The organism is Methylorubrum subtropicum, from assembly GCF_038442325.1.
In the GTDB taxonomy this organism is placed as follows: Bacteria; Pseudomonadota; Alphaproteobacteria; order Rhizobiales; family Beijerinckiaceae; genus Methylobacterium; species Methylobacterium subtropicum.
Genome location: NZ_JBBXMW010000001.1, coordinates 491,206 through 516,598 on the forward strand (window position 1 = coordinate 491,206; position 25,393 = coordinate 516,598).

General features: G+C 70.0%; 26 protein-coding genes and 1 riboswitch. Of the genes, 16 read left to right on the forward strand and 10 right to left on the reverse strand.

Features of this window, described 5'->3' with window-relative positions:
- Nucleotides 1–358: 358 nt before the first annotated feature.
- The gene (locus AAHG03_RS02280) at nt 359–1,219 is read right to left on the reverse strand and encodes a S1 family peptidase (protein ID WP_342148435.1); all 861 of its coding nucleotides are present in this window, start codon (nt 1,217–1,219) and stop codon (nt 359–361) included.
- 366 nt (nt 1,220–1,585) lie between these two features.
- On the opposite strand from AAHG03_RS02280, the gene AAHG03_RS02285 reads away from it, so the two are divergent.
- From AAHG03_RS02285 to AAHG03_RS02350, 14 genes are all read left to right on the forward strand, one after another.
- On the forward strand, nt 1,586–3,466 hold the full coding sequence (locus tag AAHG03_RS02285) for a methanol/ethanol family PQQ-dependent dehydrogenase (RefSeq protein WP_342148436.1): 1,881 nt from the start codon (nt 1,586–1,588) through the stop codon (nt 3,464–3,466).
- 200 nt (nt 3,467–3,666) lie between these two features.
- Entirely contained in the window at nt 3,667–4,545 is an 879-nt protein-coding gene (moxJ, locus tag AAHG03_RS02290) for a methanol oxidation system protein MoxJ (RefSeq protein ID WP_342148438.1), read from the forward strand.
- Between the two features lie 54 nt (nt 4,546–4,599).
- A complete protein-coding gene (gene moxG, locus AAHG03_RS02295; RefSeq protein ID WP_342148442.1) occupies nt 4,600–5,196 on the forward strand; it encodes a cytochrome c(L), periplasmic in 597 nt (198 codons plus the stop codon).
- A 93-nt stretch (nt 5,197–5,289) separates the two neighbouring features.
- Nucleotides 5,290–5,583: a methanol dehydrogenase [cytochrome c] subunit gene (locus AAHG03_RS02300; protein ID WP_342148444.1), complete on the forward strand. Its 294-nt coding sequence runs from the start codon at nt 5,290–5,292 to the stop codon at nt 5,581–5,583.
- Between the two features lie 202 nt (nt 5,584–5,785).
- Nucleotides 5,786–6,817: an AAA family ATPase gene (locus AAHG03_RS02305; protein ID WP_342148446.1), complete on the forward strand. Its 1,032-nt coding sequence runs from the start codon at nt 5,786–5,788 to the stop codon at nt 6,815–6,817.
- Nucleotides 6,814–7,671: a DUF58 domain-containing protein gene (locus AAHG03_RS02310; protein WP_342148448.1), complete on the forward strand. Its 858-nt coding sequence runs from the start codon at nt 6,814–6,816 to the stop codon at nt 7,669–7,671. The genes AAHG03_RS02305 and AAHG03_RS02310 overlap by 4 nt, the downstream gene beginning before the upstream one ends.
- A gap of 182 nt (nt 7,672–7,853) precedes the next feature.
- The gene (locus AAHG03_RS02315; protein ID WP_342148575.1) at nt 7,854–8,786 is read left to right on the forward strand and encodes a nonribosomal peptide synthetase MxaA; all 933 of its coding nucleotides are present in this window, start codon (nt 7,854–7,856) and stop codon (nt 8,784–8,786) included.
- Complete coding sequence (locus tag AAHG03_RS02320; RefSeq protein WP_342148449.1) at nt 8,786–9,853, forward strand: vWA domain-containing protein; 1,068 nt, start codon at nt 8,786–8,788, stop codon at nt 9,851–9,853. The genes AAHG03_RS02315 and AAHG03_RS02320 overlap by 1 nt, the downstream gene beginning before the upstream one ends.
- Nucleotides 9,854–10,094: 241 nt before the next feature.
- A complete protein-coding gene (locus AAHG03_RS02325) occupies nt 10,095–10,721 on the forward strand; it encodes an MxaK protein (RefSeq protein WP_342148450.1) in 627 nt (208 codons plus the stop codon).
- On the forward strand, nt 10,718–11,707 hold the full coding sequence (locus AAHG03_RS02330; protein WP_342148452.1) for a vWA domain-containing protein: 990 nt from the start codon (nt 10,718–10,720) through the stop codon (nt 11,705–11,707). Before AAHG03_RS02325 ends, AAHG03_RS02330 begins: the two co-directional genes overlap by 4 nt.
- A gap of 2 nt (nt 11,708–11,709) precedes the next feature.
- Nucleotides 11,710–12,261 (forward strand): SRPBCC family protein, encoded by a 552-nt coding sequence (locus AAHG03_RS02335; RefSeq protein WP_342148453.1) that lies wholly within the window; start codon nt 11,710–11,712, stop codon nt 12,259–12,261.
- Nucleotides 12,262–12,431: 170 nt separating this feature from the next.
- Complete coding sequence (locus AAHG03_RS02340; protein WP_342148454.1) at nt 12,432–13,361, forward strand: YncE family protein; 930 nt, start codon at nt 12,432–12,434, stop codon at nt 13,359–13,361.
- Nucleotides 13,358–13,867, forward strand: coding sequence for an MxaH protein (locus AAHG03_RS02345; RefSeq protein WP_342148455.1), 510 nt, complete (start codon nt 13,358–13,360; stop codon nt 13,865–13,867). Before AAHG03_RS02340 ends, AAHG03_RS02345 begins: the two co-directional genes overlap by 4 nt.
- An 11-nt stretch (nt 13,868–13,878) precedes the next feature.
- Entirely contained in the window at nt 13,879–14,574 is a 696-nt protein-coding gene (locus AAHG03_RS02350; protein WP_342148577.1) for a response regulator transcription factor, read from the forward strand.
- 47 nt (nt 14,575–14,621) lie between these two features.
- Here the strand turns inward: AAHG03_RS02350 and AAHG03_RS02355 are convergent, their stop codons facing one another.
- The 6 genes from AAHG03_RS02355 to AAHG03_RS02380 all read right to left on the reverse strand — a co-directional run bounded on the left by AAHG03_RS02355 (nt 14,622) and on the right by AAHG03_RS02380 (nt 21,059).
- Nucleotides 14,622–14,969: a DUF3325 domain-containing protein gene (locus AAHG03_RS02355; protein ID WP_342148456.1), complete on the reverse strand. Its 348-nt coding sequence runs from the start codon at nt 14,967–14,969 to the stop codon at nt 14,622–14,624.
- Complete coding sequence (locus AAHG03_RS02360; RefSeq protein ID WP_342148458.1) at nt 14,966–16,543, reverse strand: PepSY-associated TM helix domain-containing protein; 1,578 nt, start codon at nt 16,541–16,543, stop codon at nt 14,966–14,968. The genes AAHG03_RS02355 and AAHG03_RS02360 overlap by 4 nt, the downstream gene beginning before the upstream one ends.
- Nucleotides 16,540–16,842: an iron transporter gene (locus tag AAHG03_RS02365; RefSeq protein ID WP_342148459.1), complete on the reverse strand. Its 303-nt coding sequence runs from the start codon at nt 16,840–16,842 to the stop codon at nt 16,540–16,542. The genes AAHG03_RS02360 and AAHG03_RS02365 overlap by 4 nt, the downstream gene beginning before the upstream one ends.
- Nucleotides 16,843–16,848: 6 nt before the next feature.
- Complete coding sequence (locus AAHG03_RS02370) at nt 16,849–19,359, reverse strand: TonB-dependent siderophore receptor (RefSeq protein ID WP_412759704.1); 2,511 nt, start codon at nt 19,357–19,359, stop codon at nt 16,849–16,851.
- A 155-nt stretch (nt 19,360–19,514) separates the two neighbouring features.
- Complete coding sequence (locus tag AAHG03_RS02375; RefSeq protein ID WP_342148460.1) at nt 19,515–20,465, reverse strand: FecR family protein; 951 nt, start codon at nt 20,463–20,465, stop codon at nt 19,515–19,517.
- An 87-nt stretch (nt 20,466–20,552) separates the two neighbouring features.
- Entirely contained in the window at nt 20,553–21,059 is a 507-nt protein-coding gene (locus AAHG03_RS02380; RefSeq protein WP_342148462.1) for an RNA polymerase sigma factor, read from the reverse strand.
- Between the two features lie 362 nt (nt 21,060–21,421).
- Nucleotides 21,422–21,628: riboswitch (cobalamin riboswitch) on the forward strand.
- Nucleotides 21,629–21,747: 119 nt separating this feature from the next.
- Between AAHG03_RS02380 and AAHG03_RS02385 the strand changes: the two genes are divergently transcribed.
- The gene (locus tag AAHG03_RS02385) at nt 21,748–22,563 is read left to right on the forward strand and encodes a hypothetical protein (protein WP_342148463.1); all 816 of its coding nucleotides are present in this window, start codon (nt 21,748–21,750) and stop codon (nt 22,561–22,563) included.
- A 42-nt stretch (nt 22,564–22,605) separates the two neighbouring features.
- On the opposite strand, the gene AAHG03_RS02390 is transcribed toward AAHG03_RS02385, so the two are convergent.
- A complete protein-coding gene (locus AAHG03_RS02390) occupies nt 22,606–22,983 on the reverse strand; it encodes a hypothetical protein (RefSeq protein ID WP_342148465.1) in 378 nt (125 codons plus the stop codon).
- A 619-nt stretch (nt 22,984–23,602) separates the two neighbouring features.
- Nucleotides 23,603–24,037, reverse strand: a complete 435-nt coding sequence (locus tag AAHG03_RS02395) for a GlcG/HbpS family heme-binding protein (RefSeq protein WP_342148467.1) — start codon at nt 24,035–24,037, stop codon at nt 23,603–23,605.
- A 224-nt stretch (nt 24,038–24,261) separates the two neighbouring features.
- Here AAHG03_RS02395 and AAHG03_RS02400 point away from each other — a divergent pair, with 224 nt between their 5' ends.
- Nucleotides 24,262–25,047, forward strand: a complete 786-nt coding sequence (locus AAHG03_RS02400) for a DUF502 domain-containing protein (protein WP_342148469.1) — start codon at nt 24,262–24,264, stop codon at nt 25,045–25,047.
- A 14-nt stretch (nt 25,048–25,061) separates the two neighbouring features.
- On the opposite strand, the gene AAHG03_RS02405 is transcribed toward AAHG03_RS02400, so the two are convergent.
- Entirely contained in the window at nt 25,062–25,388 is a 327-nt protein-coding gene (locus AAHG03_RS02405) for a hypothetical protein (protein ID WP_342148471.1), read from the reverse strand.
- Between the last annotated feature and the right edge of the window lie 5 nt (nt 25,389–25,393).

Sequence of the window (25,393 nt, forward strand, 5' to 3'; positions counted from 1 at the left end):
GGTGCCGCTCTCATGAGAAGTCTCACTTTCACGGCGGGGCAAAGTCTCCGCCGTGACTTTCCTCGTCGCGCGGGATCCCGGACACGCTCATCGGCCGCGGGTCGGTCGAAACGCACGTGTCCGGTGGCGATGCGGCTGTCCCGTTCTCACCCGGCGTGACTTGAGCAGGACGAATCGCGACTCGTCAAGACCCGGGTAGATTCGGCAATCCGTAAATCAAATCAATCGATTGGACAGGTATACGGTCTCGCCGGTCCCGGGATAAACCGGCAATTCTTGCGGCAGGGATCGGCGGTTCCTCGGAACGGCACCGGCCCCGTCAGGCCGCCGGAACGCGATAGCCTCGGCGCAGCCCGCATCACGGCACGGCATCGGGCCGTTTCACTGCCGCGCGCAGGGCGTCGAGCAGGGCGCCCTCGATCAGCAGGGCCGAGCCGTAATGGAACTCGATATCGAAGGCGTGGCGTGAGTTCATCGAGAGCGAGGCGCTCTGCATCGCCACCATCCGGCCCGCCTCGTCGAACAGGCCCGAGCCTGAGCCGCCGTAGCCGTCGTTGCAATCGTGGCGCGCACGCCGCGTGCCGCCCTCGGTCGGCGGATCGACCCGGCGGATCGTGCAGGTCTCCAGGCTGGCCTCGCCTGAGTAGTTGCCGTGGCCGCCCGGCGAGACCATGGTGACGTGAAGCGTCATGTCGCCCGTCGTCAGATCGGGGGGCGCCTCGGGGAGGGGCTGGGCCGGCGCCTCGGCGGCCTGGGCGAGGCGCAGGAGCGCCCAGTCGTCGGTGATGTGCAGCCGCTCGGCGTCGCGGGCCACGCCGAGCGCGAGGCTGTCGGCGACGAAGTCGTAGTTGCGCCCGCCGATCTGGAAGTAGCAATCCGCCACGATCCGCGTCGTCTCCAGTTGGCGGTTGCGGAAGTTGTGGGCGTTCAGCATCACCAGCGTCGGCGCGCCGATCAGCCAAGCGGCGGCGGCCTTGCGCGGCACCCCGTCGGGGCGGCGGCACCACAGCACGCCCGCGCCGGGAAAGCGTCGGCGGTCCTCGGCGGTGAGGTCGCGGCGCCCGTCGCGGGGATAGAGCGCGCCGGTCTCCTCCACATCGATGCGATCGGCCGCCCGCGCCGCGAACAGGGCGAGCCCCGCCGCCAGCCCGGCCAGCCAGACGCGTGCCGCGCGGGGTCGGCAGAGGGATCGCAGAAGAGCCGAACCGCTTCCGCCCATGGACCAGACGTCTCCCCGGCTCCCGGTCGGGCCGCTTCGCGAAGGCCCGTTGCAGCGAAGTGGTGGCGCGCAGAGCAAAGTCGGTCAAGTGTGCACTGCACCTACCGGACGGCAAACTTAAGTTTGCCTTATGCTCCTGCCAACAAATGTCCGACCACCTGAAGACATATCCTCCAATAAAGTCATAGAAATTATGGGCGAAGGGGCGCTAATAAGTCTTTCATAAGGCCGCCTTGCTCTAAGGTAATGCTTAGAGATACGACGCGGACCCCGATCGACTCGGAAGCGAGCCTGGACCTCGGACTTGAGAAATCTGAGTGGTGCCGCGAGGCCGAAAGGCGTGGCGGTTGAGCGAGGAGACGCAGGATGAGCAGATACGTGACATCGGTCTCGGCACTGGCGATGCTGGCGCTCGCGCCGGTGGCCCTGTCGAGCGGGGCGTTCGCCAACGACAAGCTGGTCGAGCTGTCGAAGAACGACGACAACTGGGTGATGCCCGGCAAGAACTACGATTCGAACAACTTCAGCGATCTGAAGCAGATCAACAAAGGCAACGTGAAGCAGCTCCGGCCGGCCTGGACCTTCTCCACCGGCCTGCTGAACGGCCACGAGGGCGCGCCGCTCGTCGTCGACGGCAAGATGTACATCCACACCTCGTTCCCGAACAACACGTTCGCGCTGGGCCTGGACGATCCGGGCACGATCCTGTGGCAGGACAAGCCGAAGCAGAACCCGGCCGCCCGCGCGGTCGCCTGCTGCGACCTCGTCAACCGCGGCCTCGCCTACTGGCCGGGCGACGGCAAGACCCCGGCGCTGATCCTCAAGACGCAGCTCGACGGCCACGTCGCGGCGCTGAACGCCGAGACCGGCGAGACGGTGTGGAAGGTCGAGAACTCCGACATCAAGGTCGGCTCGACGCTCACCATCGCCCCCTACGTGGTGAAGGACAAGGTGATCATCGGCTCGTCCGGCGCCGAACTCGGCGTGCGCGGCTACCTCACCGCCTACGACGTCAAGACCGGCGCCCAGGTGTGGCGCGCCTACGCGACGGGCCCGGACAAGGACCTGCTGCTCGCCGACGACTTCAACGTCAAGAACGCCCATTACGGCCAGAAGGGCCTCGGCACCGCGACCTGGGAAGGAGACGCCTGGAAGATCGGCGGCGGCACCAACTGGGGCTGGTACGCCTACGATCCGGGCACCAACCTGATCTACTTCGGCACCGGCAACCCGGCGCCGTGGAACGAGACCATGCGTCCGGGCGACAACAAGTGGACCATGACGATCTTCGGCCGCGACGCCGACACGGGTGAAGCCAAGTTCGGCTACCAGAAGACCCCGCACGACGAATGGGACTATGCCGGCGTCAACGTCATGATGCTGTCCGAGCAGAAGGACAAGTCGGGCAAGGTCCGCAAGCTGCTGACCCACCCGGACCGCAACGGCATCGTCTACACCCTCGACCGCACCGACGGCTCGCTGGTCTCGGCCGACAAGCTCGACGACACGGTCAACGTGTTCAAGTCGGTCGATCTGAAGACCGGCCAGCCGGTGCGCGATCCGGAATACGGCACCCGGATGGATCACCTCGCCAAGGACATCTGCCCCTCGGCGATGGGCTACCACAACCAGGGTCACGATTCCTACGATCCGAAGCGTGAACTGTTCTTCATGGGCATCAACCACATCTGCATGGATTGGGAGCCCTTCATGCTCCCCTACCGTGCGGGTCAGTTCTTCGTCGGCGCGACGCTGAACATGTATCCGGGCCCGAAGGGCGACCGTCAGAACTACGAGGGACTCGGCCAGATCAAGGCGTACAACTCGATCACCGGCGAGTACAAGTGGGAGAAGATGGAGCGCTTCGCGGTGTGGGGCGGCACCATGGCGACCGCGGGCGACCTCGTCTTCTACGGCACGCTCGACGGCTACCTGAAGGCGCGCGACTCCGACAACGGCGATCTTCTCTGGAAGTTCAAGATCCCGTCCGGTGCCATCGGCTACCCGATGACCTACTCCCATAAGGGCACGCAGTACGTCGCCATCTACTACGGCGTCGGCGGCTGGCCGGGCGTGGGCCTCGTGTTCGACCTCGCCGACCCGACCGCCGGCCTCGGCGCGGTGGGCGCTTTCAAGAAGCTCGCCAACTACACCCAGATGGGCGGCGGCGTGATCGTGTTCTCCCTCGACGGCAAGGGTCCCTACGACGATCCGAACGTCGGCGAGTGGAAGTCGGCCGCCAAGTAAGGCGCACGGAAACCTCCCTCTCTCCTGCGGGAGAGAGGGAGGACTCAAGGACGGCGCGGCTCTCGTCCCCCTCGAAGCCGCGCCGCTCCCGCCTTCCGCCTCCGGCGAAAAGGCAAGCCCCCGGATGACGGCAGCATAAGCCGGCACCGGAACCGTCTCTGCGAGACGACGACCCAAAAGAATCTCAGAGGAAACGAACGATGCCGCTCGCGAACGGACGCCGCCGCGCGACCGCCCCCGCTGCCGTCCTGGCCGCCCTCCTCGGTCTCGGCGGGCCTGCCCCGGCGCAGGAGAAGGCCGCGACACCTTCGGCCAAACCCGAGGCCGGCACCCTGCGTATCTGCGCCGCCGAGCAGCCGCCGCTCTCGATGAAGGACGGCTCGGGGCTGGAGAACCGGATCGCCACCGCGGTGGCCGAGGCCATGGACCGCAAGGCCCAGTTCGTCTGGATCGGCAAGCCTGCGATCTACCTCGTGCGCGACGGGCTGGAGAAGAACGCCTGCGACGTGGTGGTGGGCCTGGACGCCGACGACGAGCGCGTGCTGACCACGAAGCCCTATTACCGCTCGGGCTACGTCTTCATCACCCGCGCCGACCGCGACCTCGACATCCAGTCCTGGAGCGATCCGCGGCTGAAGGAGATCGACCACATGGTGGTCGGCTTCGGCACCCCCGGCGAGGCGATGCTCAAGGACATCGGCCGCTACGAGGAGGACATGGCCTACCTCTACTCGCTGGTGAATTTTCGCGCGCCCCGCAATCAATACACGCAGATCGATCCGGGCCGGATGGTCTCCGAGGTCGCCACCGGCAAGGCCGACGTGGCGGTGGCCTTCGGGCCCGACGTCGCCCGCTACGTGCGCGATTCCTCGACCAAGCTGCGCGTGACGCGCGTGCCCGACGACACCACCCGCAGCGACGGCCGGAAGATGCCCCAGAGCTTCGACCAGGCCATGGGCGTGCGCCGCGCCGACACCGCGCTGAAGACCGAACTCGACGCGGCCATCGCCCGGGCCAAGCCCCGCATCGAGGCGATCCTGAAGGAGGAGGGCGTGCCCGTCCTCCCGGTCTCGAACTGATCGGCTCGACCCAAGAAAAATCCCAAAAGATCTCAGGAAGCGACACTCATCCCGATGACGCGAACAACAACGATCGGAACCGCCCTCGCCAGCCTCCTCGTCCTCGGCGCGGCGAGTCTTCCCGCGCTCGCCCAGCCGCAATCGGCCCCGCAATCGGGCGTCGTGTTCCGCAACACCGTGACAGGCGAGACCCTCGACGTCAGCCAGGGCAAGGAAGGCGGCCGCGACACACCCGCCGTGAAGAAGTTCCTCGAGACCGGCGAAAACCTCTACATCGACGACAAGTCGTGCCTGCGGAACGGCGAGAGCCTGTTCGCCACCTCGTGCTCGGGCTGCCACGGTCACTTGGCGGAGGGCAAGCTCGGGCCGGGCCTCAACGACAATTACTGGACCTACCCGTCGAACACGACCGATGTCGGCCTGTTCGCCACGATCTTCGGCGGCGCCAACGGCATGATGGGCCCGCACAACGAGAACCTGACGCCCGACGAGATGCTGCAGACCATCGCCTGGATTCGCCATCTCTACACGGGGCCGAAGCAGGACGCGCTCTGGCTCAGCGATGCTCAGAAGTCGAACTACACGCCCTACAAGCAGGGCGAAGTCATCCCGAAGGACGCCAAGGGCCAGTGCAAGCCGCTGGAGGAGTGATCCTTATCGGGGTTCGGGGCCGGTCCTCGACCGGCGCGACCGCGGGGGCGGGCGGAAGCTCGCGACCGACACATCCAAAAAACGGAGGAAACCATGAAGACCGTGCTCATCGCCGCCGTGTCCGTCATCGCCGCCGCGGGCTTCGCCGCGCCCGCCGCCGCCTATGACGGCACCAAGTGCAAGGCGCCGGGCAATTGCTGGGAGCCCAAGCCCGGCTTCCCGGACAAGATCGCCGGCTCGAAGTACGACCCCAAGCACGACCCCAAGGAGCTGAACAAGCAGGCCGATTCCATCAAGCAGATGGAAGAGCGCAACAAGAAGCGCGTCGACAACTTCAAGAAGACCGGCAAGTGGGAATACGACGTGAGCAAGATCGCGGCGAACTGATTTTTTACACGCACGCGCGCGAAAAACCCTCCCCCTCTGCGGGGGAGGGTGCCCGCGGAGCGGGCGGGAGAGGGGAGCGACGCTTCCGGAAAGTGCGGAGCCAGCCCCTCACCCGCCCCCCTTTGGGGGCCACCCTCTCCCGCGGAGGAGAGAGGGAGGGGCGCGTTGCGCCCGTAAAAACGAAAAAGGGCCCATCCGGCGAATGAACACCCTGCGCCCCGGCGACGCGATGCTGACCGACTGGCGGGAGGCCGCCACGCGCTTCGAGCGCGAGATCGCCAAGGCGGTGGTCGGCCAGGAGCGGGCGATCCGCCTCGTCACCATCGCGATCTTCGCCCGCGGCCACGTCATGCTCGAAGGCGATGTCGGCGTCGGCAAGACCACGCTGCTGCGCGCGGTGGCAAAGGCCTTGGGCGGTGCCTACGAGCGCGTCGAGGGCACGGTCGACATGATGCCGACCGACCTGATCTATCACACCTACCTCGGCGAGGACGGGCGCCCGCGGGTCGAGCCCGGCCCGGTGCTGCGGCAGGCGCAGGATCTGTCCGTCTTCTTCTTCAATGAGATCAACCGCGCCCGGCCTCAGGTCCACGCGCTGCTGCTGCGGATCATGGCCGAGCGCAGCGTTGCGGCGTTCAACCGCGAGTACCGCTTTCCGAACCTCCAAGTCTTCGCCGACCGCAACCGCGTCGAGCGCGAGGAGACCTTCGAACTGCCGGCCGCCGCCCGCGACCGCTTCCTGATGGAGATCGGGATGGAGGCGCCGCGGGACGCCGAGGCCCGCCGGGCGCTGGTGTTCGACCCGCGCTTCCACGACACCGACCGCCTGATGGACGCCGTCGGAGCAAGCGTGCTCGACCACGACCGCATCGGTGCCATCGCCAGCGCGATCCAGCATTCGGTCCGCGCGGAAGCCGCGATCGAGGCCTACGTCGTCGGCCTGTGGGAGGCGCTGGTGCGCCCGGCCAGTGCGGGCATCCGGTTGTCCGGCATCGACATCGAGCGACTGGTCCAGGGCGGCGCCTCGCCCCGCGGCGTCGCCTTTCTGGTCCGCGCCGCACGCGTCCGGGCGTGGTTGGAGGGTCGCGACTGGCTGGTGCCGGAGGACATCCGCGCGGTCTTCCCCGAGGTGATGGCGCACCGCGTCTTCCTCGAGCCCGTCTACGAGATGCGCCGCGCCGAGATCGTGCCCGAGTTGATCCGCGCCGTGTTCGACACGGTGCCGGCCCCGTGAGCGCCCGAGACGACGGGGCCGACATCGTCTACTGGCCGCGCTGGCGGCCGGGCGGCCACCGGGTCGGCGCCCATCGCGGGCGCGACGCCGGGGGGCTCGGCACGTTCCGCGACACGGTGAGCTTCCTGCGCCTGCCGGACGCCCGGCGCATCGATATCCGGGCCTCCTTGCGCGATCCGTTTGAGGGCGTGGCGGTGCGCCGGTTCGAGGCGCGCAGCCCCGTCGAGACCTACGCGCTGATCGACCTCTCGGCCTCCATGCGCTTCCGCGGCCGGGCCGACCGGCTCGGGCTCGCGGCGTCGCTCTGCGCGTCGCTCGCCCGCTCGGCCACGCGCATCGGCGACGGCTTCGGCCTGATGGCCGCCGACGCTACCTTCCGCGAAGACCTTTTCTTGCCGGCCACCCGTCACCGAACTGCTGCGACGCTGGCCGCCGCCCGGATCGGCGAGGCCGCCTGCGCGGGCGCCAGCGCCGAGGGGCTGATGGAGGCCGCGCGCCGGCTCGCGGGCCGGCCGAAACTCGTCTTCCTCGTCTCGGATTTCCGCTGGCCGGAGGCCACGATCACCCGCGTCCTCTCGGCGCTGGCGCTGCACGACGTGACCCCGGTGCTGCTCGCCGACACGGCGGAGGACGACGGCCTGCCGGCCTTCGGCCTCGTCGAACTCGACGATCTGGAGGGCGCCGGCCGCCGCCTCGTGTTCCTGCGCCCGAGCTTGCGCCGCCGCTGGCGCCAGCGCGAGGCCGCCCGGATCGAGACCCTGCGCGCCCTCTGCACCCCCTTCGCCCGCCCCCCCTTCCGTCTCGCCGACCGCTTCGACGCGGAAGCGCTGACCCGTCACCTGCTGACGACGTGACGATGCGGCTCTCTCCGATCCTCAGCCGAGCATGGTTTGGCGCCGGCCGTCCCGCGCTCTTCCCCTCCCCCTTGCGGGGAGGGGTAGGGGTGGGGGTCGGGCAGGATGCGGAGGGTGCGGTGTCTCCTGCACCCCCCCCACCTCCTCCCTCCTCCCCGCAAGGGGGAGGAGAGCGCGCGTGGATCGTGCGGCGGTCGTTCGGCAGCCTCGTGCTGTTCGCGGCGCTCGTCCTGTCTGTGCCCGCGCTCGCCCAGGTCCGCGGCGTCGAACTGCGGGTCCCGCGCGCCTTCGGCTACTTCCTCGGCGACCTCGTGCAGGTGCAGGCCGACATCCGGGTCGATCCGGGCTTCACGGTGCAGCGCCCGTCGCTGCCCAAACCCGGCCCGGTCACCTATTGGCTCGACCTGCGCTCGGTCGCGGTGGAGGAGCGGCGCGAGGGCGATGCCACGCTGATCCGCCTGCGCCTGACCTATCAGGACTTCTACGCGGCGCTGGATTCCCGCACCCTCGACGTGCCGGGTTTTTCGCTCACCGTCGAGAGCGACGGCCAGGGCGGGCTCACCACCGCGACGGCGCAGGTGCCGGCCTGGAAGATCGGCGTCTCGCCGTTGCGCGCGGTGCAGCCCGAGCGCCGCGACGACCCGGCCGAGTACCTGCTGCCCGACGGGCGCGCCCCGCGCCTCGATCCGCAGCCCGCCACCGTCACGGCGCTCGGGCTGCTGGCGCTGGCATGCCTCGCCCTGGTGCCGCTCGCCCGCGACCGCGCCTGGGGCCCGTTCGCGCCGCGCCGCGGGCGGCCCTTCGCCCTCGGGCTGAAGGCGTTGCGCCGGGTGAAGCGCAAGGCGCACGGGGACGACCTCACCCGCGAGGTGTTCCTGATCCTGCACCGCGCCCTCGACGCGACCGCCGGCCGCCGGGTGCTCGCCGACGACCTCTCCCTGTTCCTCGCGGACCACCCGGCCTTCCGCGGGCAGGAGCAAAGTCTCAAAAAATTCTTCGCGGCGTCGCGGCGGGCGTTCTTCGGCCGGGAGACCGAGGCCGCCGCCCGCGCCTTTCCGATGAGCGAGGTCGAGTCCCTGCTCGCCCGCCTCGCCGCTGCCGAGCGGAGCGCCTGATGGGCGCGCCGTTCGCCTCCCTCGGCGTCGCGACGCCCTGGCTGCTGTGGCTGCTGCCGCTGGCGCTGCTGCCGCTGCTGCGCTCGGCGACGCGTCGTACCGCGATCTCCGCGGTCTCGGCCGCACCCGCCGACCCGCTCTCGGCGGCCCTCGCCGCCGTGCTGACGGGGGCCGGCATCCTGGCGCTGGCCGGCCTGATCGTGGCGCTGGCCGGCCCCTACCGGGCGGGGGAGCGCGTGACCCGCACCGGCATCGGCGCGCAGGTGTCGATGCTGATCGACCGCTCGGGCAGCATGAACGAGACGTTTGCCGGCCGTCAGCCCTCGGGCGAGGAGGAATCGAAGGCGGCGGCCTCCCGGCGCATCCTCGGCGCCTTCGTCGGCGAGCGCGCCCACGACCTCTTCGCCGTCACCGCCTTCTCCACCGCGCCGATGCTGGTGGTGCCGATGACCGACCGGCGCGACGCGGTGCGCGCGGCGATCGCCGCCATCGACCGGCCGGGCCTCGACTACACCAACGTCGCCCGGGGTCTAGGCATGGCGCTGTCGCAGTTCGGCCCCGCCGCGCCCGGCGTGTCACGCGCGCTGCTGCTGGTCTCCGACGGGGCGGCGGTGATCGATCCGCGCATCCAGGCGCAGTTGCGGGCCGAGTTCGCCAAGGTGCGCCCCAACCTCTACTGGCTTTTTCTGCGCACCAAGGGCTCCCCTTCGATCCACGACAAGCCCGCGGGCGAGGACACGCCCCAGGCGGCGCCGGAGCGCCATCTCGACCTGTTCTTCAAGAGCCTCGCCGTGCCCTACCGCGCCTTCGAGGCCGAGGGCGCCGAAGCGGTCGCCGGCGCCGTGCGCCAGATCGAGGCGCTGGAGCGCGACCCCATCCCCTACACCGAGATCCGCCCGCGGCGGGATCTGACCGGGTACGCCTACGCGGCGGCCGTGCTCGGGCTGCTGGTGCTGGTGTTGGCCAAGCTGGCGGAGGCGGATTTTTTGAGAGAGCGCTCGCGCGCCTCGGGCGAGCGCGCCGCGCCGGTCGTGCCGGAGCGGGCCGAGCGGAGGAGGGCGGCATGAGCCGGTTTCCCGTGCATGCGTGCATGCCACATCTCCGCCCGCGGCCGACGCGTTCGGACCGCTCCGGTGTTGCCGGACGGGGCGCTTCTCCTCCCCCTTGCGGGGAGGAGGGAGGAGGTGGGGGTGGTGCAGGAGGCACCGCTCCGTTCCATCCTGAACCACCCCCACCCCGAACCCCTCCCCGCAAGGGGGAGGGGACCCGCGCCCGGTTCTGTAGCCCCATCGATCACCGGGAGGCCGCATGACCTCGCTCACCGTTGCGCACCCCACCGCTTCGTGGCGCACCCGCCTCACCGCCGGCCTCGGCACCGCATGGCGGACCGTGCGCCCGCACCTGCTCGTCCTGCTGCCGATCCTGCTGCTCGCCGGCGCCGTCGCGGCAGGTGTCGCCGCCTGGAACGCGTCGCGGACCAACGCCGCCATCGCCGCGCTGGAGGCCGGGCACGAGATCGCCGTCGCCCCGGACGTCCCCGCCGCGCTGCTCGTCGCGCGGGTCAAATTCCTGGCGGCGCGCGACCGGCCGGAGGAAGCCGAACCGCTCTTGGAAAGCCTCGACCGCAGCGGCGCGACCGACGGCGCGGCCCGCGCCCGCTACGTGCTCGCCAACGCCCGCGTGCGAAAGGCCTTCGAGCTGATCGGCCGGGGCGATCTCGACAAGGCCGGGCCGCAGGTGACGCTGGCGCGCCAGGATTACCGCCGGGCGCTCCAGGCGCGGCCGGATTTCTGGGACGCGAAGTTCAACTTCGACGTCGCCTCGCGTCTGATCCGCGACTTTCCCGAGTTCGACCGCAAATTCGGCGACGAGCTGAAGGCCGAGCCCAAGCAGATCTGGACCGACATCCCCGGCCAACCGCGGGGTGGGCCGTGAGCGCGCTTCGGCAACTGCCGCTGCGAAAGAACCTGCGCGACCGCCGCTTCCAGGCGCTCGCCGCCGCCCTCGTGCTGGCGCTGGCCGCCGTCGTCGCCGGGCCGCTGCCGCTGACCCGCTCCGGCGTCGCGGTGCTGGCGGTGGTGGACATCACCGGCAGCATGAACGTGCGCGACTACACGCTGGACGGCAAACCCGCGAGCCGGCTCGACATCGCCAAGGCGGCGCTTCGGCGGATGGTGGCGGAGCTGCCCTGCGGCTCGCGGCTCGCGCTGGCTTTGTTCACCGAGCGCCGCCCGTTCCTCCTGTTCACGCCGATCGAGGTCTGCGCCGACTTCGCGCCGCTGGACGGCGCGCTCGCCGGGCTCGACTGGCGCATGGCCTGGGAGGGCGACAGCCGCGTCGCGGCGGGGCTGCACCGGGCCGTGCAGATGGCGGGTGAACTCGACACCGACCTCCTGTTCGTCACCGACGGGCAGGAGACGCCGCCGCTCCCCTCCGCCGGACTGCCGCCGTTCGACGGCCGGCCCGGCGCGGTGCGCGGCCTGATCGTCGGGGCGGGGGGGCACGGCCTGTCGCCGATCCCGAAATACAACGACCGCGGTCGGGAGGCCGGGTTCTACGGCGAGACCGACGTGCAACAGGAGAACCGCTTCGGCCCGCCGCCGGAGGATGCGGAATCGCGCGAAGGCTACAACCCGCGCAACGCCCCCTTCGGCGCGTCCGCGGCGAGGGGCACCGAGCACCTGTCCTCCGTGCGCGAGCCGCATCTGAATGCGCTCGGTTCGCAGACCGGGCTGACTTACGCCCATCTCAACGGGCCCGACGGCCTCGCCGCCGCGCTCATGGCCGCCGCGACGCCGCGCCCGCTGCCCGGACGGATCGATCCGCGACCGCTGCTGGGCGGCCTCGCGCTCGCGCTGGCGCTCGCCGCCTTCCTCGCGGGCCTGCGGCCGGCCCGCTCCCCTCAGCCCACTAGGATGTAACCATGCGTCTCTCGTTCCTCAGCGCCTCGTTGACTTGGCCTCTCGCGCTCGCCGCCACCGCGGCGCTCGCCCACGGCCCGACGCCGCAGAAGGTCAGCCAGTCGATCACGATCAAGGCGAGCCCCGACGCGGTGTGGAAGCTCGCGGGCGATTTCGCCGGCATCGGCAAATGGCACCCGGACATCGCCAAGGCCGAGGGCCAGGGGGGCAACAAGGATGGGGGCAGCCGCACCCTCACGCTGAAGAGCGGCGGCACCCTCACCGAGGGCCTCGACGAGTGGAAGGCGGAGGCGCGCACCTATTCCTACCGCATGTCGGGCGAGCCGGACCTGAAGGCGCTGCCGGTCTCCTCCTACTCGGCGACTTTCACGGTCTCGCCGGAAGGCGACGGCTCGAAGGTCGAGTGGATGGGCCGGTTCTATCGCGGCGACACCGGCAACGAGCCGCCGGCCGACCTCAGCGACGATGCCGGCCGCGAGGCGATGAACCGCTTCTTCTCGGACGGGCTGAAGGGCCTCAAGGCCGCCGCGGAAGGGGGCAAGGCGACGCAATGATGCGATCTCGGGTCGATCGCTACGGTGCTTCCCTCTCGCCGTCATTGCGAGGCGAAGCCGAAGCAATCCAGGGCTCCGCACGATCCGGAAAGGTCGCGCCGCTGGATTGCTTCGCTATCGCTCGCAATGACGGGCAGAGGCCGAGACGACCGAAGCGGAGCCGTCCCCTCATGGCATCCGCCCTCTTTCTCGCTCTCTCCGGCGCGCCCGCGCTCGCTGGCACGGTCTGGGTCGCGAGCCAACAGGGGGCGCGGCTGTCGCGGATCGAGGCGGGCGCGGTCACTGAGGGCGCCGCCGTGCCGTCGGCCCCCGCGACGGTGGCGGCGGGCGGCCGGCTGCTGTTCCTCAGCCATCCCGACGGGCGCGCGATCACGGTGGCGGAGGCCGGCACCGGCCGGGTGCTGCGGCGCCTATCCTACGCCGGCCAGGTGTTCGGCCTCGCGGCCTCGGCGGACGGCAGGACGGTGTTCGCCACCGACTGGTCGGGCCACCGCGTCGATCGCATTTCCGCCGAGGACGGGCGCGTCGAGGGTTCCGCGGCGACGGGGCGCGATCCGGCGCATCTCGTCCTCGACCGGGCCGGGCGGCTGTTCGTCGCCGACCGGGAGAGCCGTCAGGTCAGCGTGATCGATGCCGCGCGGATGGAGCGGATCGCGACGATCCCCGTCGGCGAGGCGCCGTTCGCGCTCGCGCTCGACCCGGCGCAGGCGCGCCTCTACGTCGGCAACGTGCGCGGCAACAGCCTCACCGTGATCGACACCGCCGCGTTGAAACCCGTCGCCACCGTGCCGGCGGGGGCGATGCCCTACGGCGTCGCGGTCGGCCCCGACGGGGCGCGGGTGCTGGTGACCAACCAGGGCGCCGGGACCGTCACGGTGCTCAATGCGCAGACGATGAAGATCGCGGCGACCATCGGCGTCGGCCGCTACCCGGAAGGGATCGTGGTGGCGGGCGAGGGCGGGGCGGCCCGCGCCTACGTCGCCAACTGGTTCTCGGACGACGTCAGCGTGATCGATCTGACGAGCCTGAAGGTGGTGGCGCGCCTGCCCGTGGCCGAGGGGCCGCGCAGCCTCACGGTCGCGGGGGAGGGCGGCCGATGAAGCGGTCCCTCCTGCTCCTGCCGCTGCTTCTCGCCGCCTGCGGCAGCGAGGAGCCGCGGCAAGAGAGCCAGGACGAGGGCCAGTCGGTCGTCGCCCGCACCGCGGAGGGCGAGTTGCCCGGCTGGCTCACCCCGACCGACGGGACCGACCCGGCCCGCTGGCTCGCCGGCCGCGAGGCGGGCCGCCCGCTGGCGGACGACGCCCCCGAGGTCGCGGCGATGCGGGCCTCGCTCAGGACCGCCCGCACGGGCTTCGTCGAGGACCCGCGGATGATGGCCAACCGCACGGTGCAGCTCGGGCAGATGCTCGCCGAGATCGGCAGGCCCGAGCCCTATCGCCGGCTGATCGACGGCCTCGGCGGCATCGCGCAGATGCGCGGTCGCCACAAGAGCCTCTACGGCGAGATGGTCCAGCACTATTACAACGCCCGCGCCCAGGGCGCCGACCACGAGGCGGCGCTGGCGCAGCTCACCACTCACGACATCCGGGTGACGCCCCAACCGTGACCACAGCCCTGATCGACAGACCCGTCTCCGCCCCCGCCGGCCCCGTCCCGGCATGCGACCGCGCGAACGCCCTCCTCGTGGTCGACGACCATCCGGTGGTGCTGGGCGGCGTCCGCTCGCTCGCCGGACAGGCCGGCTTCCGCACGATCCATGAGGCCACCGACATCGTCTCGGGCTTCCGCACCTTCCACCGCCATCGGCCGCCCCTCGTCGTGACCGATTTGAGCTTCCGCGACAGCGGCCTCTCGGGCCTGTCGCTGATCCGGCGCCTCAAGGCGCTGGAGCCGGAGGTCCGCATCCTCGCCTTCAGCATGCACGCCGACCCGATCGTGGTCGCCCGCGCGTTGGAGGGCGGCGCGCTCGGCTTCGTGCTGAAGGATGCCGGCAGCGGCGCCTTCCTCGACGCGCTCGCCGCGGTCCGCGCCGGCCGGGTCAGCCTGCCGCACGCGCTCGCCACCGAGGTCGCGATGCTCAACCGGACGGTCCGGCCCGCGCCGCTCGCGACCCTGTCGGTGCGCGAGCTGCAGATCCTCTCGCTGATGAGCCGGGGCAAATCCTACGAGACCATCGCCGACACGCTCTCGGTGAGCTACCGCACCATCGTCAACGCCAGCGCGGTGATGCGCAACAAACTCGGCGTCGCCACGCGGGCCGGACTGATCCAGATCGCGGTGGAGCAACGGGCGAGCGGGGCCTTCGCCGACTGACCCGATGATCCTGGGTCGAGCCCGTCGATCCGACGCGAACTCCGCGGTCAAGCGACGTGCAGGAGCGCGCCCCCCGCCAGGGCGAGGCCGAGGGCGGCGGCACCCGCCGGGGCGACGAGGCGCGGGCGGTAGGAGAGGAGCAGGACGAGGCCGGCGCCGGCGCCCGACAGCGCGCCGACCCACCGCACCGGCCCGAAGCTCCAGCCCTCCGCCTCCCCGGCGACGAGCAGGCCGAGCGCGAGGCCGGCCCAGCCGAGGACGCGCAGCAGGGCGACCCGCCGCCCGCTCGGCCTGGTCCCAGAGATCTCCGCATGGTGCCGGTTCAGGCTAAGGCAGAGCGCGACGAGCGCGGCGAAGCTCAGGCCGAGATCGAGCGCGAGGATCGCGGGCGTCATGCGCAAGCTCGCTCCGCCGGGGCCGCGAGCACGGGCTCGCGCCGAGGCTCGGAGCGGGACGGGCCCCGGTGGCGCGCGACCTTCCGGGCGGCGAAGGCGAACAGGGCGGCGAGCGCCAGCATCGCCCCGTCGAACCACAGGAACAGCGCCTCGCCCTCGCCGAGGCGGCGTAGGGGATGCGCCTCGACCGTGGCGATGTCGGCCGCCACGACAGCGAGGCAGAGGCCAGCGACCAGCATCGACATCTCGCTCCAGGCCCGGCGGTGCGGCCGGGCGAGCGGGATCAGGGCCGCCACGATCCAGGCGGCGAAGAAGGCACGGATCTCCCACTCCCCGCGGTCGGCGAGCCCGAGGGGCAGCAGCCGGTTGGCGAGGAAGTACACGGCGACCGCCGCGGGCAGGCCGGCGATGCTACCGATGTTGAGCGCCTGGACGAGGCGCAGCCCGAAGGACGGTGTCGCGTCCGGCTTCGGCAGCCGGGCGAGCGACCACAGCACGAGGCCGGTCGCCACCATGGCGGAGCCCATCACGCCGCAGAGGAAGAACAGCAGCCGCAAGCCGGTATCGGCGAAATGCGCCACGTGCAGGCCGATCAGGGTGGAAATCGTCTTGGCCGCGGGCTTCAGGTCGCCGCCGCGGATTTCCAGCAGCGCCCCGCTCGCCCCGTCGAAGGCGATGTGGGTCGGGGTGTGGGCGAGGCCGTGCGGCTCCTCGAACAGCGCGACGATGGTGGCCCCGGCGTCGCCGAAATTCGTGACGGTCAGCCGTTCGAGCCGCTCCGGCACGGTGGCGAGCGCCTGCGCGATCATCGGCCCGACCGGGGCCAGCGCGGCGGGTCGCCCGACGGGCGGGCGCGGCGTCGTGATCCAGCCGGCCTCCGCGAAGAAGGCGCGGGTGTCGCCCTTGTAGGCGGTCGTGACGCCCCAGGGCATGTAGAACGTCGTGAGCGCGACGACGCCCGTATAGGTGATCATCAGGTGGAACGGCAGCGCCAGCACGCCGGTGACGTTGTGCGCGTCGAGGAAGCTGCGCCGCGGGGCCTTGCCCCGGCGGAAGGTGAAGAAATCGGCAAAAATCCGCTTGTGGGTGACGATGCCGGAGACCAGCGCTACCAGCATGATCATCGCGCAGAAGCCGACGATCCAGCGCCCCCAGAGCGGCGGCAGGTGCAGCTCGTAGTGGAAGCGGTAGAGGAAGTCGCCGCCTTCGGTGTCGCGCACCATCGCCTCTCTGCCGGTGTGCGGATCGAGCAGCACGTGGCCGGGCGGCGCGCCGGGGCGGGTGCGCCAGAACAGGTCGAGGAGCGGCCGGTCGGGCTGCGGCATCCCGATGAACCATGTCCTCGCCTTCAACGCATGCGTCTCCAGATAGGCGACGGCCCGCTCGGCGGCCTTCGGCAGCTCGGCCGCCGCGACGGGCGCGGCCTGCACCAGTTCGGGCCGCATCCAGCGGGTGATGTCGGCGCGGTAGTAGCTCGCGGTGCCGGTGACGAAGATCACAAACAGCACCCAGCCGACCACGAGGCCGGACCACGTGTGCAACCACGCCATCGACGGGCGGAAGCGGCCCTTCACGGCGCGCCCCGCATCGCGAGCGCGAGCGCGCTGCCGAGCACGAGGGCCGTGCCCGCCAGCATGAGCGCCGCCCGCCGGAGCGAGCGCATCGCGAAGACGGCGACGACGATGGCGGGCATCAAGACGAAGCTCGCCAGCGTCGCGGCGGCCACCGCCTCGGGCCGCGCCAGCGGCAGCGCGAGCGACAGGAGCGCGGCACTGAGCGCCGCGATCCCGTAGCCGCCCCCCGCCGCCAGCACGACCCGGCCGGCGACGGAGGCCCGCTCGCGCAGGGTGATCGGTCTGTCGCGTGTGGCCATCGGGCCTCAGAAATCGACCGATGCGGACAGGATGAAGGTGCGCGGCGCGCCGATACCGAGGAAACCCCGCGCGGCCGAGGTATAATACGCCTCGTCGAACAGGTTCTGGACGGTAGCCCTGAGCAAGACGGGCCTGCCGGCATAGCCCTCGAAGGCATAGCGCAAACCCGCGTCGAACCGGGTCCAGCCCGGCACGGCCTGCGTGTTCTCCGGATCGTAGAACACGCTGCTGGAATAGAGGACGCGGCCGGTCAGGGTCAGTCCCGGAAGCATCCACGGCGGCAGATCGACCTCCCCATAGAGGCTGATCGAGGTGTCCGGCACTCCGGGCACGTCGTTGCCGTCCAAGGTGCCTCCCGCCGTCTTGGCTTGCTTCGCATCGATGAAAGAGACGCCGCCGAGCAGGCGCACGCCTTCCAGGGGTTCGCCGTAGAGGTTGACCTCGACGCCACGGTTGCGCTGCAGGCCGTTCACCCCGAAGATCGGCAGCCGCCCGGGAGCGGCGGAGGGGACAGCGAAGGCATTGGGCAGCTCGATCTCGAACAGACCGGTCGTGAGCATGGCCGTACCGAAATCGATCTTGACGCCGACCTCCTTCTGCTTGCTCACGATCGGAGCGAAGACCGCGCCGGGGTTGTCCACGCCGACACCGGGCGCGGTCGGCCCCTCGAGAAGCGCCTCGATGTAGTTGCCGTAGAGCGTGAGATTGTCGAACGGCTGCACCGCCAATGCGACGGCGGGGCTGAAGCGGCCCTCGGCGTAGCCATACGTCTGCGTCCCCACGGGGAACACACCGCCCGGCCGGGTCTGGAATGCCTTCGAGACGACTTCCTGGAAGCGACCGCCGAGCGTCAGCAGGATGCGGTCGTCCATGACGGACAGGGTGTCGGAAATGCCCACGCTGCGGTACAGGCCGTCGGCCTGGAGCGGCTGCGCGCCAGCGCGCGGGAAGACGTTCGGAATGCTGCCGAACGGGAGGTAGGTCGGGTCGTAGATGTTGGTCGGCACATTCTGCGGCAAGCCCAAGGCTCCCGGGATGAAGCCGTTCCGGAAGATCTTGTTGTTGGCTTCGACGGCTGAGACCGTGAGGTAATGCCCGATGAAGCCGGTCTCGAAGCGGCTGCGGAACCCGACATCGCCGGTATAGCCCTCGATCCCGGTCGGCGCGATCGCGTAGGAGTTGAGGGCGCTGCCGTTCGGGTCGGTGATCGTGAAGAACGAGGACAGCGAGTTCTCGCGGAAGCGGCTGACGCCGCCCGCGACGTAGACCGTCGTCTCCGGCAGGATGTCGTACTCCACCCGGCCGGCGACCATGTCGTAGACGCTGTCGTTGTACTCGAACCGGCTCGCCGTGTTGATCCGGCCGTTCGGGGCGCGGGGGATGGCGATGCCGGGCGCGACCGCGCTGAACAGCGACGCTGGCGCGGTGACGTTCTGCCGCTGATGGCTCATGTCGAGCGAGGCGCGGAAGCGCTCGCCGCGATAATCGAGCCCGAGCGTCGCGTTGCCCACTTCGAGGGCGTGGTTGTCCAGCGCCGTGTCGCCCGCGCGATAGGCGCCGTTGAAGCGAACGCCCCATTCCTTGGCGTCGCCGTAGCGGCGGCCGATGTCGAGATGCGTTCCGAAATTGGCGTTGCTGAAGTAGGAGTTGGTGATCCGCGTCAGCGGCTCGTCGTAGGCGCGCTTGGGGATGAGGTTGATCGTGCCGCCGACGCGGCCGACGCCGCCGGTGAGCAGCGCCGTCGGCCCCTTCAGCAGTTCGACGCGCTCGATGCCGTCGAGCTGCATCCGGCGTGGGTTCGCGAGGTAGAACAGGCCGTCGAAAGCGGTGTCGACGCTGGTGACCGAGAAGCCGCGGATGAAGAACGAGTCGCGGTCGCTGAAGACGGGTGCGTCCGAACGCACGGAGGGGTCGTTGGTGACGATGTCGGCCGCCGAGCGCCCCTCCTGGTTGCGGATGAGCTTTTCGGTGAAGCCGGTGGTGCTGAACGGCGTCTTCATGACGGAGCGGTTGCCGAGAAGGCCGATCCGGGTTCCGGTCGCGACCTGCCCGCCGACATAGGGCACCGGGGGCTGGCCGACGGTGCCGGAGCGGGGCGGCAGGCCGGCGGCGATCACGGTTCCCCCGCCTTCGCCCGCGACGCTCAACTCTTCGAGGCGCACGGCCGTCGTCGGCTCCGGGCCGAGCTGGACGTAGCGCGGGTTGATCAGCGTGATCGTCGAGGCGCCCGCCGGCCGGTGGATCAGGCCGGTGCCGTCCAGGAGCCGGGTCAGGGCGTCGAGCGGGGAGAACTCGCCCTCGACGCCGCCGGTCTCCAGCGTCGCGGTCAGCGCGGTCGGATAGACCAGCTTGACCCCGGCCTGCTCGGTGAAGGCGACGAGGCCGCTCTCCAGCGGGCCCTTCGGGATGGCGAGCCGGACGCTGGTCCCCGCCTTCGTGGAGCGCAGGGCCGGCGCGGGCGTCTGCGCGGCGGCGGCCTGCACCATCGCCGCGCACGAGACGCCGGCCAGCGCCATCGCCGCCATCCGGCCCCGTGAAACCCTGCCGACTCGTAACGCCATGTCCGTGCCCCATCGATCCGTCGAGGGGCGGCGCGCTTCGCGTTCTCTCGCTCCTCACCGATCAAGATCAACGGGGGCGCGATCTCCTGACGTCGGGCGCCGACTTTTTTTCAGAAGGGCGATCCGACGAGGACCAGCAGGGGCGAGACGCGCCGGACCCGCGCGCCCATCGTGGCGGCGACGGCGTCGAGGGCCTCGTCGGTATCGCGGGCATCGAACGCGCCGGTCACGCGCCGCTCGCCGAGGCGGCGGTCGAGCAGGAGGATGCGGCCGTGGCGGTAGCGGCCGAGTTCGGTCAGCACCGTCGCCAGCGTCTGGCCGGCGAAGAGCAGCCGGCCCTCGCGCCACGCTAGGCCGCGCTCCACGTTCGCCGCCGTCGCGGTCAGCGAGGAATCCTCGCCGCGCTGGACGGCTTGGCCCGCCGAGACCAGGGCCCGGCGGCCCGCCTCCGCGACCTCGACGCGGCCCTCGGCGACGCCGACCGGGCTGTCGCTCCCGTCGGCGCGCACGAAGAAGCGGGTTCCGACCGCCCGCGCGCTCAAGCCCCCGGCCTCGACGGTGAACGGCCGGCTCGGGTCCGACACTACGTCGAAGCTCGCCTCGCCGCGCAGCAGCGTAATCCGGCGCTCCCCCGCGGTGAAGCGCAGCACCAGGGCGGTGTCGGTGTTGAGATCGACGCGGCTGCCGTCGGGCAGCGTCGCGTGGGTGATGTCGCCGACGCCGCTCCACAGGTCCGCCCGCAGGCGATCCATGAGGCCGTACTGGTAGGACAGGGCGCCCGCGAGTAGGGCCGCGGCGGCGAGGGCCGGCACGATCTTGGAGGCCCGCCCGCGCCGCGCCCCGGACGGCGCCGGGCGGCGGTCGGGCAACTGCCCGAGCCGGCGCCACAGGCTCTCCATCTCGGCATGGGCTCCGGCATGGGCCGGGTCGGCGGCCCGCCAAGCCTCGAACGCGGCCCGGTCGGCCTCGGTGGCATCGGCGGAGGACAGGCGGGCGACCCAGCCCGCGGCGGCCTCGAGGATCGGGTCGTCGCCCGTGTCGGTATCTTCGTTGCCGGCCACGCCGTCTCCCCCCGGATCCCGCCGTGTGCCCGGCGATGTTCTCCGACCTTTAGATCAACGAGGCGCCGACATCCTGAGGTCGTGGTCTCAAAAATCGTCGAGCCGGCGGCGGCACTGCAGCAGCGCCTTGATGATGTGCTTCTCGACCATGTTGCGCGAGATGCCGAGGCGCGTCGCGATCTCGCCGTTCGCGAGACCGTCGAACCGGCTCAGCAGAAACACCTCGCGGCAGCGCGGCGGCAGTTCATCGACCGCTGCGGCGAGGCGCTTCAGTTCCTGCCGCGCGATCGATTGCCGCTCGGGCAGCGCGAAGCCGTCGACGGCCTCCGCCAAGTCCACCTCGCCCTCGTCGGCGAACAGCCTTTGCTCGAGCCGGCGGCGGTTGCGGGTGCGAAGCGCGACGTTGTGGGCGATCCGGAACAGCAACGCGGTCGGGTGCTCCACCCGCGTGCGCGACAGGGCCGCGAGCATGCGCAGATAGGTCTCCTGCGTCGCGTCGGCGGCGTCGGTCGGGTTGCCGAGCCGGCGCAGGAGGAAGCGCTGCAGCTTCGATCCCTCGCGGCGATGAAGCGCATCGACCGATATGCCGTCCATTCCCCAAGTCCTGTCGCCCACGGCCCCTCGCGTCGCCGTCGTTCTCCTGCGGTCGCGTGAGCTATGAAGCAAGACTTGTGCAGATGGTCGGATAGTTTAAATAGCTTCCAAATTGGTCTTTTCGGCCGGCCAAGACGTTGGCATTTCGAATGAAAACTTTGTGGGGCGGAAAGGTATGATTTGGAATAATTAAAATGATGGACTCAATTCGCAGCGCTGTTGCATCGATGTGACAGGAGAGGCGAGCCATCGCGCGACGCCGGTCGACCGGCGGGCCGAGTCGCCTGTGTCCCGATGGCCACAAAAGATGTAATACTGTTGCATTATGCGCCACAGTGTATCGACCGGGCCGGCCCTATCGGCGCGGTTGACAGGGCCAAGGTTCCCACGGGTTTCGGTCCGTGGGCAAAGAGGGAATTCGGTGGGCTCTGCGGAGCGAGGCCGAAGCTGCCCCCGCAACTGTGAGCGGCGAACCCCTGCCGTCCGGATCACTGGTGCCGCGCACCGGGAAGGCGAGGCCGGGCCCCCGACCCGCGAGCCAGGAGACCCGCCTCGGAGCGCTTTCCGACGAAGTGGATACCGGTTCGGCGAAAGAATGCGCGGCAAAAACGAGGTCTTAGAGCATCGGCCCGAAACGATGCGTTAACCATCCCGCGCGCATCGTCGTCATCTCATGGGATACCGACAGATGCGCCGAGTCGTCCGGGCCGTCCTGTGCGGCCTCGCCTTGCAGGCGGCTGCCGTTTTCAGCGCCGAGCCCGCGGCTGCCGGCGACTGCAAGGCGCAAGCGATCAAGGTTCTGAAAGCCGCCTCGCCGAACGGTTACGCGGTCTTCCAGCAGGTCGGCGACAAGGCCTTCTTCCACGCTTGGCTCGACTGCGACGACGCCCAGTACGGCCTGCCGACGGCCGTGCACGAGTCGCTGCACCACATCACGGGCGAGGCGGACGCCTACCCGCTGATCGGGGGTGGGATGCTGAAGCGTCCGCCCGAGAACAGGACGCTGCCGGCACCGTCGAGGATCGCCCACCAGTTCCGCCCGAGCGTCTTCGTCTCCACGTACCTGCAACCGGGCAACGCCACCGCGGCGTCCGATTTCCGCTACCTGCTCGACGAGTTGAACGCCTACACGCACGATCTCGACACGGCCATCGCCTTGGCCGACCGGCGCAACCCCGATGTGCAGCTGTCCCATCGCGACGGCTTGGCGGCGCTGATGAGCTTCGTCGCGCTCTACGTGGAGGCGGCCGGACAGAACACGGCGACGTGGACCGCCCTCAGGGATCGGCCGATCAGGACGGCCTTCGTGTCCCTGTGGGATCAGGCGGAGCGCACGATGCTGGCCTCCTGCGGCATTCCGGAGATCGGCAGCGAGGACCGGAGCTTTCTCGGCAAGCTCTGCGGCGCCGGCCCGCAGGCGGCGCTCGGCCGGCTTCTCGGTCGAGCGCCGGTCTGCCCCAGGGCCTGTCTGGTGGTCGGGCCGAAAACGGCGAGTCGCGAGTGACCCGTCAACGGGCGGCGTGGCGCCGCCCGCCGATGCGGGATCTCAGTTGCAGCCGCAGCCGTGCTGAATGTTGCGAACGCTGCTTGTATGCACGTAATGCGCCGGCAGATGCTGGACCCGGGAGACGTTGACGTTGTGGGTCACCGGGACGCTGTGATGGTGAACGCGCGTGACCGTGTGGACGCGCACGATAGGCTGCACACGCGTGATATTGAAGATGTGGCGGGTTCTGTGCACGTAATGCGTGCGCTGCACGTCGCGAAACTGGGTCCTGTTCACGACCTTGTTGACGGTACGATAATTATAGACCGGAGGCACCGGACCGCATCCCCGGCAGCCGGCACTCGCCTCCGTCGAACTGCCGTAAAAGCTCAGTGTGGCGACCAGGGTGGCACACGCGGCCGTCAGATATTTCGCCATGTTCAATCCTCCTGCAAACCCACATTGGTCGAGACATAGCAAGCGCAGCCCTGCTGCCAAGCCGGAACGACCGCCTACGTATTTTTACACACTGTATTATTCTGCTTTTCGGAGGCGGAAATGACAATTTGCCCGACCGCACTCAGTCGGCTCATGCGGTCCTTACAAGAATCAATTCAATTTTAGAATTTTCGTGACGAAAACGGCACCGCAAGATCTCATCAAGAGGGAGCTTTTGCCCGCCAATAAAGTCGAAGCACCATCGTAGGTGCCGGTCGACGCTGTGGCTCGGCCGGAGACGCCCGACAGCCACCGCAAGCTCCACCTGCACAACTTCTGCTTGGAGTGTTCAGCAGAACGATACGAAGCAGTGGGCAGAGCGTGACCGACTTCTGCTTCCCGACGATCTCCGGGCCAAGATCGAACCGCTCCGGCCGCCGATCGGGCAGGTGTCGCGGCGGCCCGACCAACGGGATCGCCCCGTCGCCGATGCCCGAGGCGCCGTGGCCGCGGCGGGCGCGGAAGGGGTGAGGGGACGGGCTGAACGCCCGGCCCCGACGCTCACACCGTCATTGCGAGGCGGGTCCGAGGCGACCCTCGAACTTACAAAAGAAAAGAATCAGGTCCGCCAGGGGTGGTCCGGCAGCTCCGTATCGCCGACGGCCTGGGCGCCGGCCAGCGCCACCGCGTCGTCGTTCTCCACCGAGGAGCCGCTGACCCCGATGGCACCGGACATCTCGCCGTCGGAATCGACGATCGGGATGCCGCCGGGGAAGGTGATGAGGCCGTCGTTCGAGTGCTCGATGCCGTAGAGCGAGCCGCCGGGCTGCGACAGCCCGCCGATGGCGCCGGTCTTCATGCCGAAGAACACCGCCGTCTTGGCCTTCTTCTGGGCGATGTCGATGGAGCCGACCCAAGCGCCGTCCATGCGGTGGAACGCCTTGAGGTTGCCGCCGGAATCGACCACCGCGATGCACATCTGGGTGCCGAGTTCCACCGCCTTGACGCGGGCGGCCTCAATCGCCTTCTCGGCCTGCTCGATGGTGACGTGCATGGCGTGTCCTCCGTAAACGCAGGGCCTCGCGGGCCCAAAGGCCGAGGTATGGGCCGGCCACGCTCGATCAAGTCGCCTCGCGCGCCATCGATTTTTTCGCGATCTTCCACGGCGCAGCGCGGCCGTTCGAGCCTTGAGCCGCCCGGCCCCAGCCGCTACGTCTCTGCCCGGGGACAAGCGGAAGACACGTCCATCGTCCCGGCTCCGTCGCCCGAGGTGCATGCGTGGCGCCCACCCTGTCGCCGATCCCCGAGGCCCCGGACGCCGCGTCCTCGAAGAAGCGCGTCAGCGCGAGAGGGCGGCTGCGGACCTACTTCCTCACCGGCATCATCGTCGCGGGGCCGCTCGCGATCACGATCTACATCACGTGGTGGTTCATCGCGCTGATCGACGGCTGGGTGAAGCCGCTGGTGCCGGCCAATTACCTGCCGGACCATTACCTGCCGTTCTCGCTGCCCGGCATCGGCCTCGTCATCGCCTTCGTCGCCCTGACGATGCTGGGCTTCCTCACCGCCAACCTCGTCGGGCGCTCGGTCATCGAGTTCGGCGAGGTGCTGCTCGCGCGCACCCCGGTCATCTCCGGGCTGTACCGGGGCCTGCGCCAGATCTTCGAGACGCTGTTCTCGGCCAACGGCACCTCGTTCCGCACCGTGGGGCTCGTGGAGTTCCCGGTGAAGGGCACGTGGTCGGTGGTGTTCCTGTCCGCGCCCGCCGCGACCGAGGTGCGGGACGCGCTCCAGGCGAAGGAGGGCGGGGCGCACGATTATGTCGGCGTGTTCCTGCCCTGCGCGCCGAACCCGACCACGGGGTTCTTCTTCTACCTGCCGCGCTCCGAGATCGTGGAGGTCGGCATCAGCGTGGACGACGCGGCCAAGCTGGTGATGTCGGCGGGCGTGATCCAGCCCGAGGACCCGCAGGCCCGCCTCAACGCCATGGCGGCCAGCTTACGCCAGACGCAGACGCCGGACATGGAAAAGGCGCGCCGGGAGCCGGCGCGCCAGAATAGCTGAACTCGAAATAAAGATCAGTGCTGCAGCGAGGCCTTCTCGGCCGCGATGGTCGGCGGCGAGGCGTCGGCGACCTGTCCCGTGGCCGCCGGGCGGGCGACCGGACTGTTCCAGTCGGTCGCGACCTGGGCGGTCAGCAGCAGCGCCAGCACGGCGCAGAGCGCGTTGGCCGCGATCCAGAACCGGCGCGAGGACTGCTTCACCGCGCTCATGAGCGCCTCGGCGGTGGTCTCGTCGCGGCTCACGCGGTCGCTGATCGGCATCAGCCAGGGCTCGGCTGACAGCGCGTCGGCTCCCCAACTCTCGGAGGAACCCGGCAGGCGTTGGAACGGTGCGATCGACATGGCGA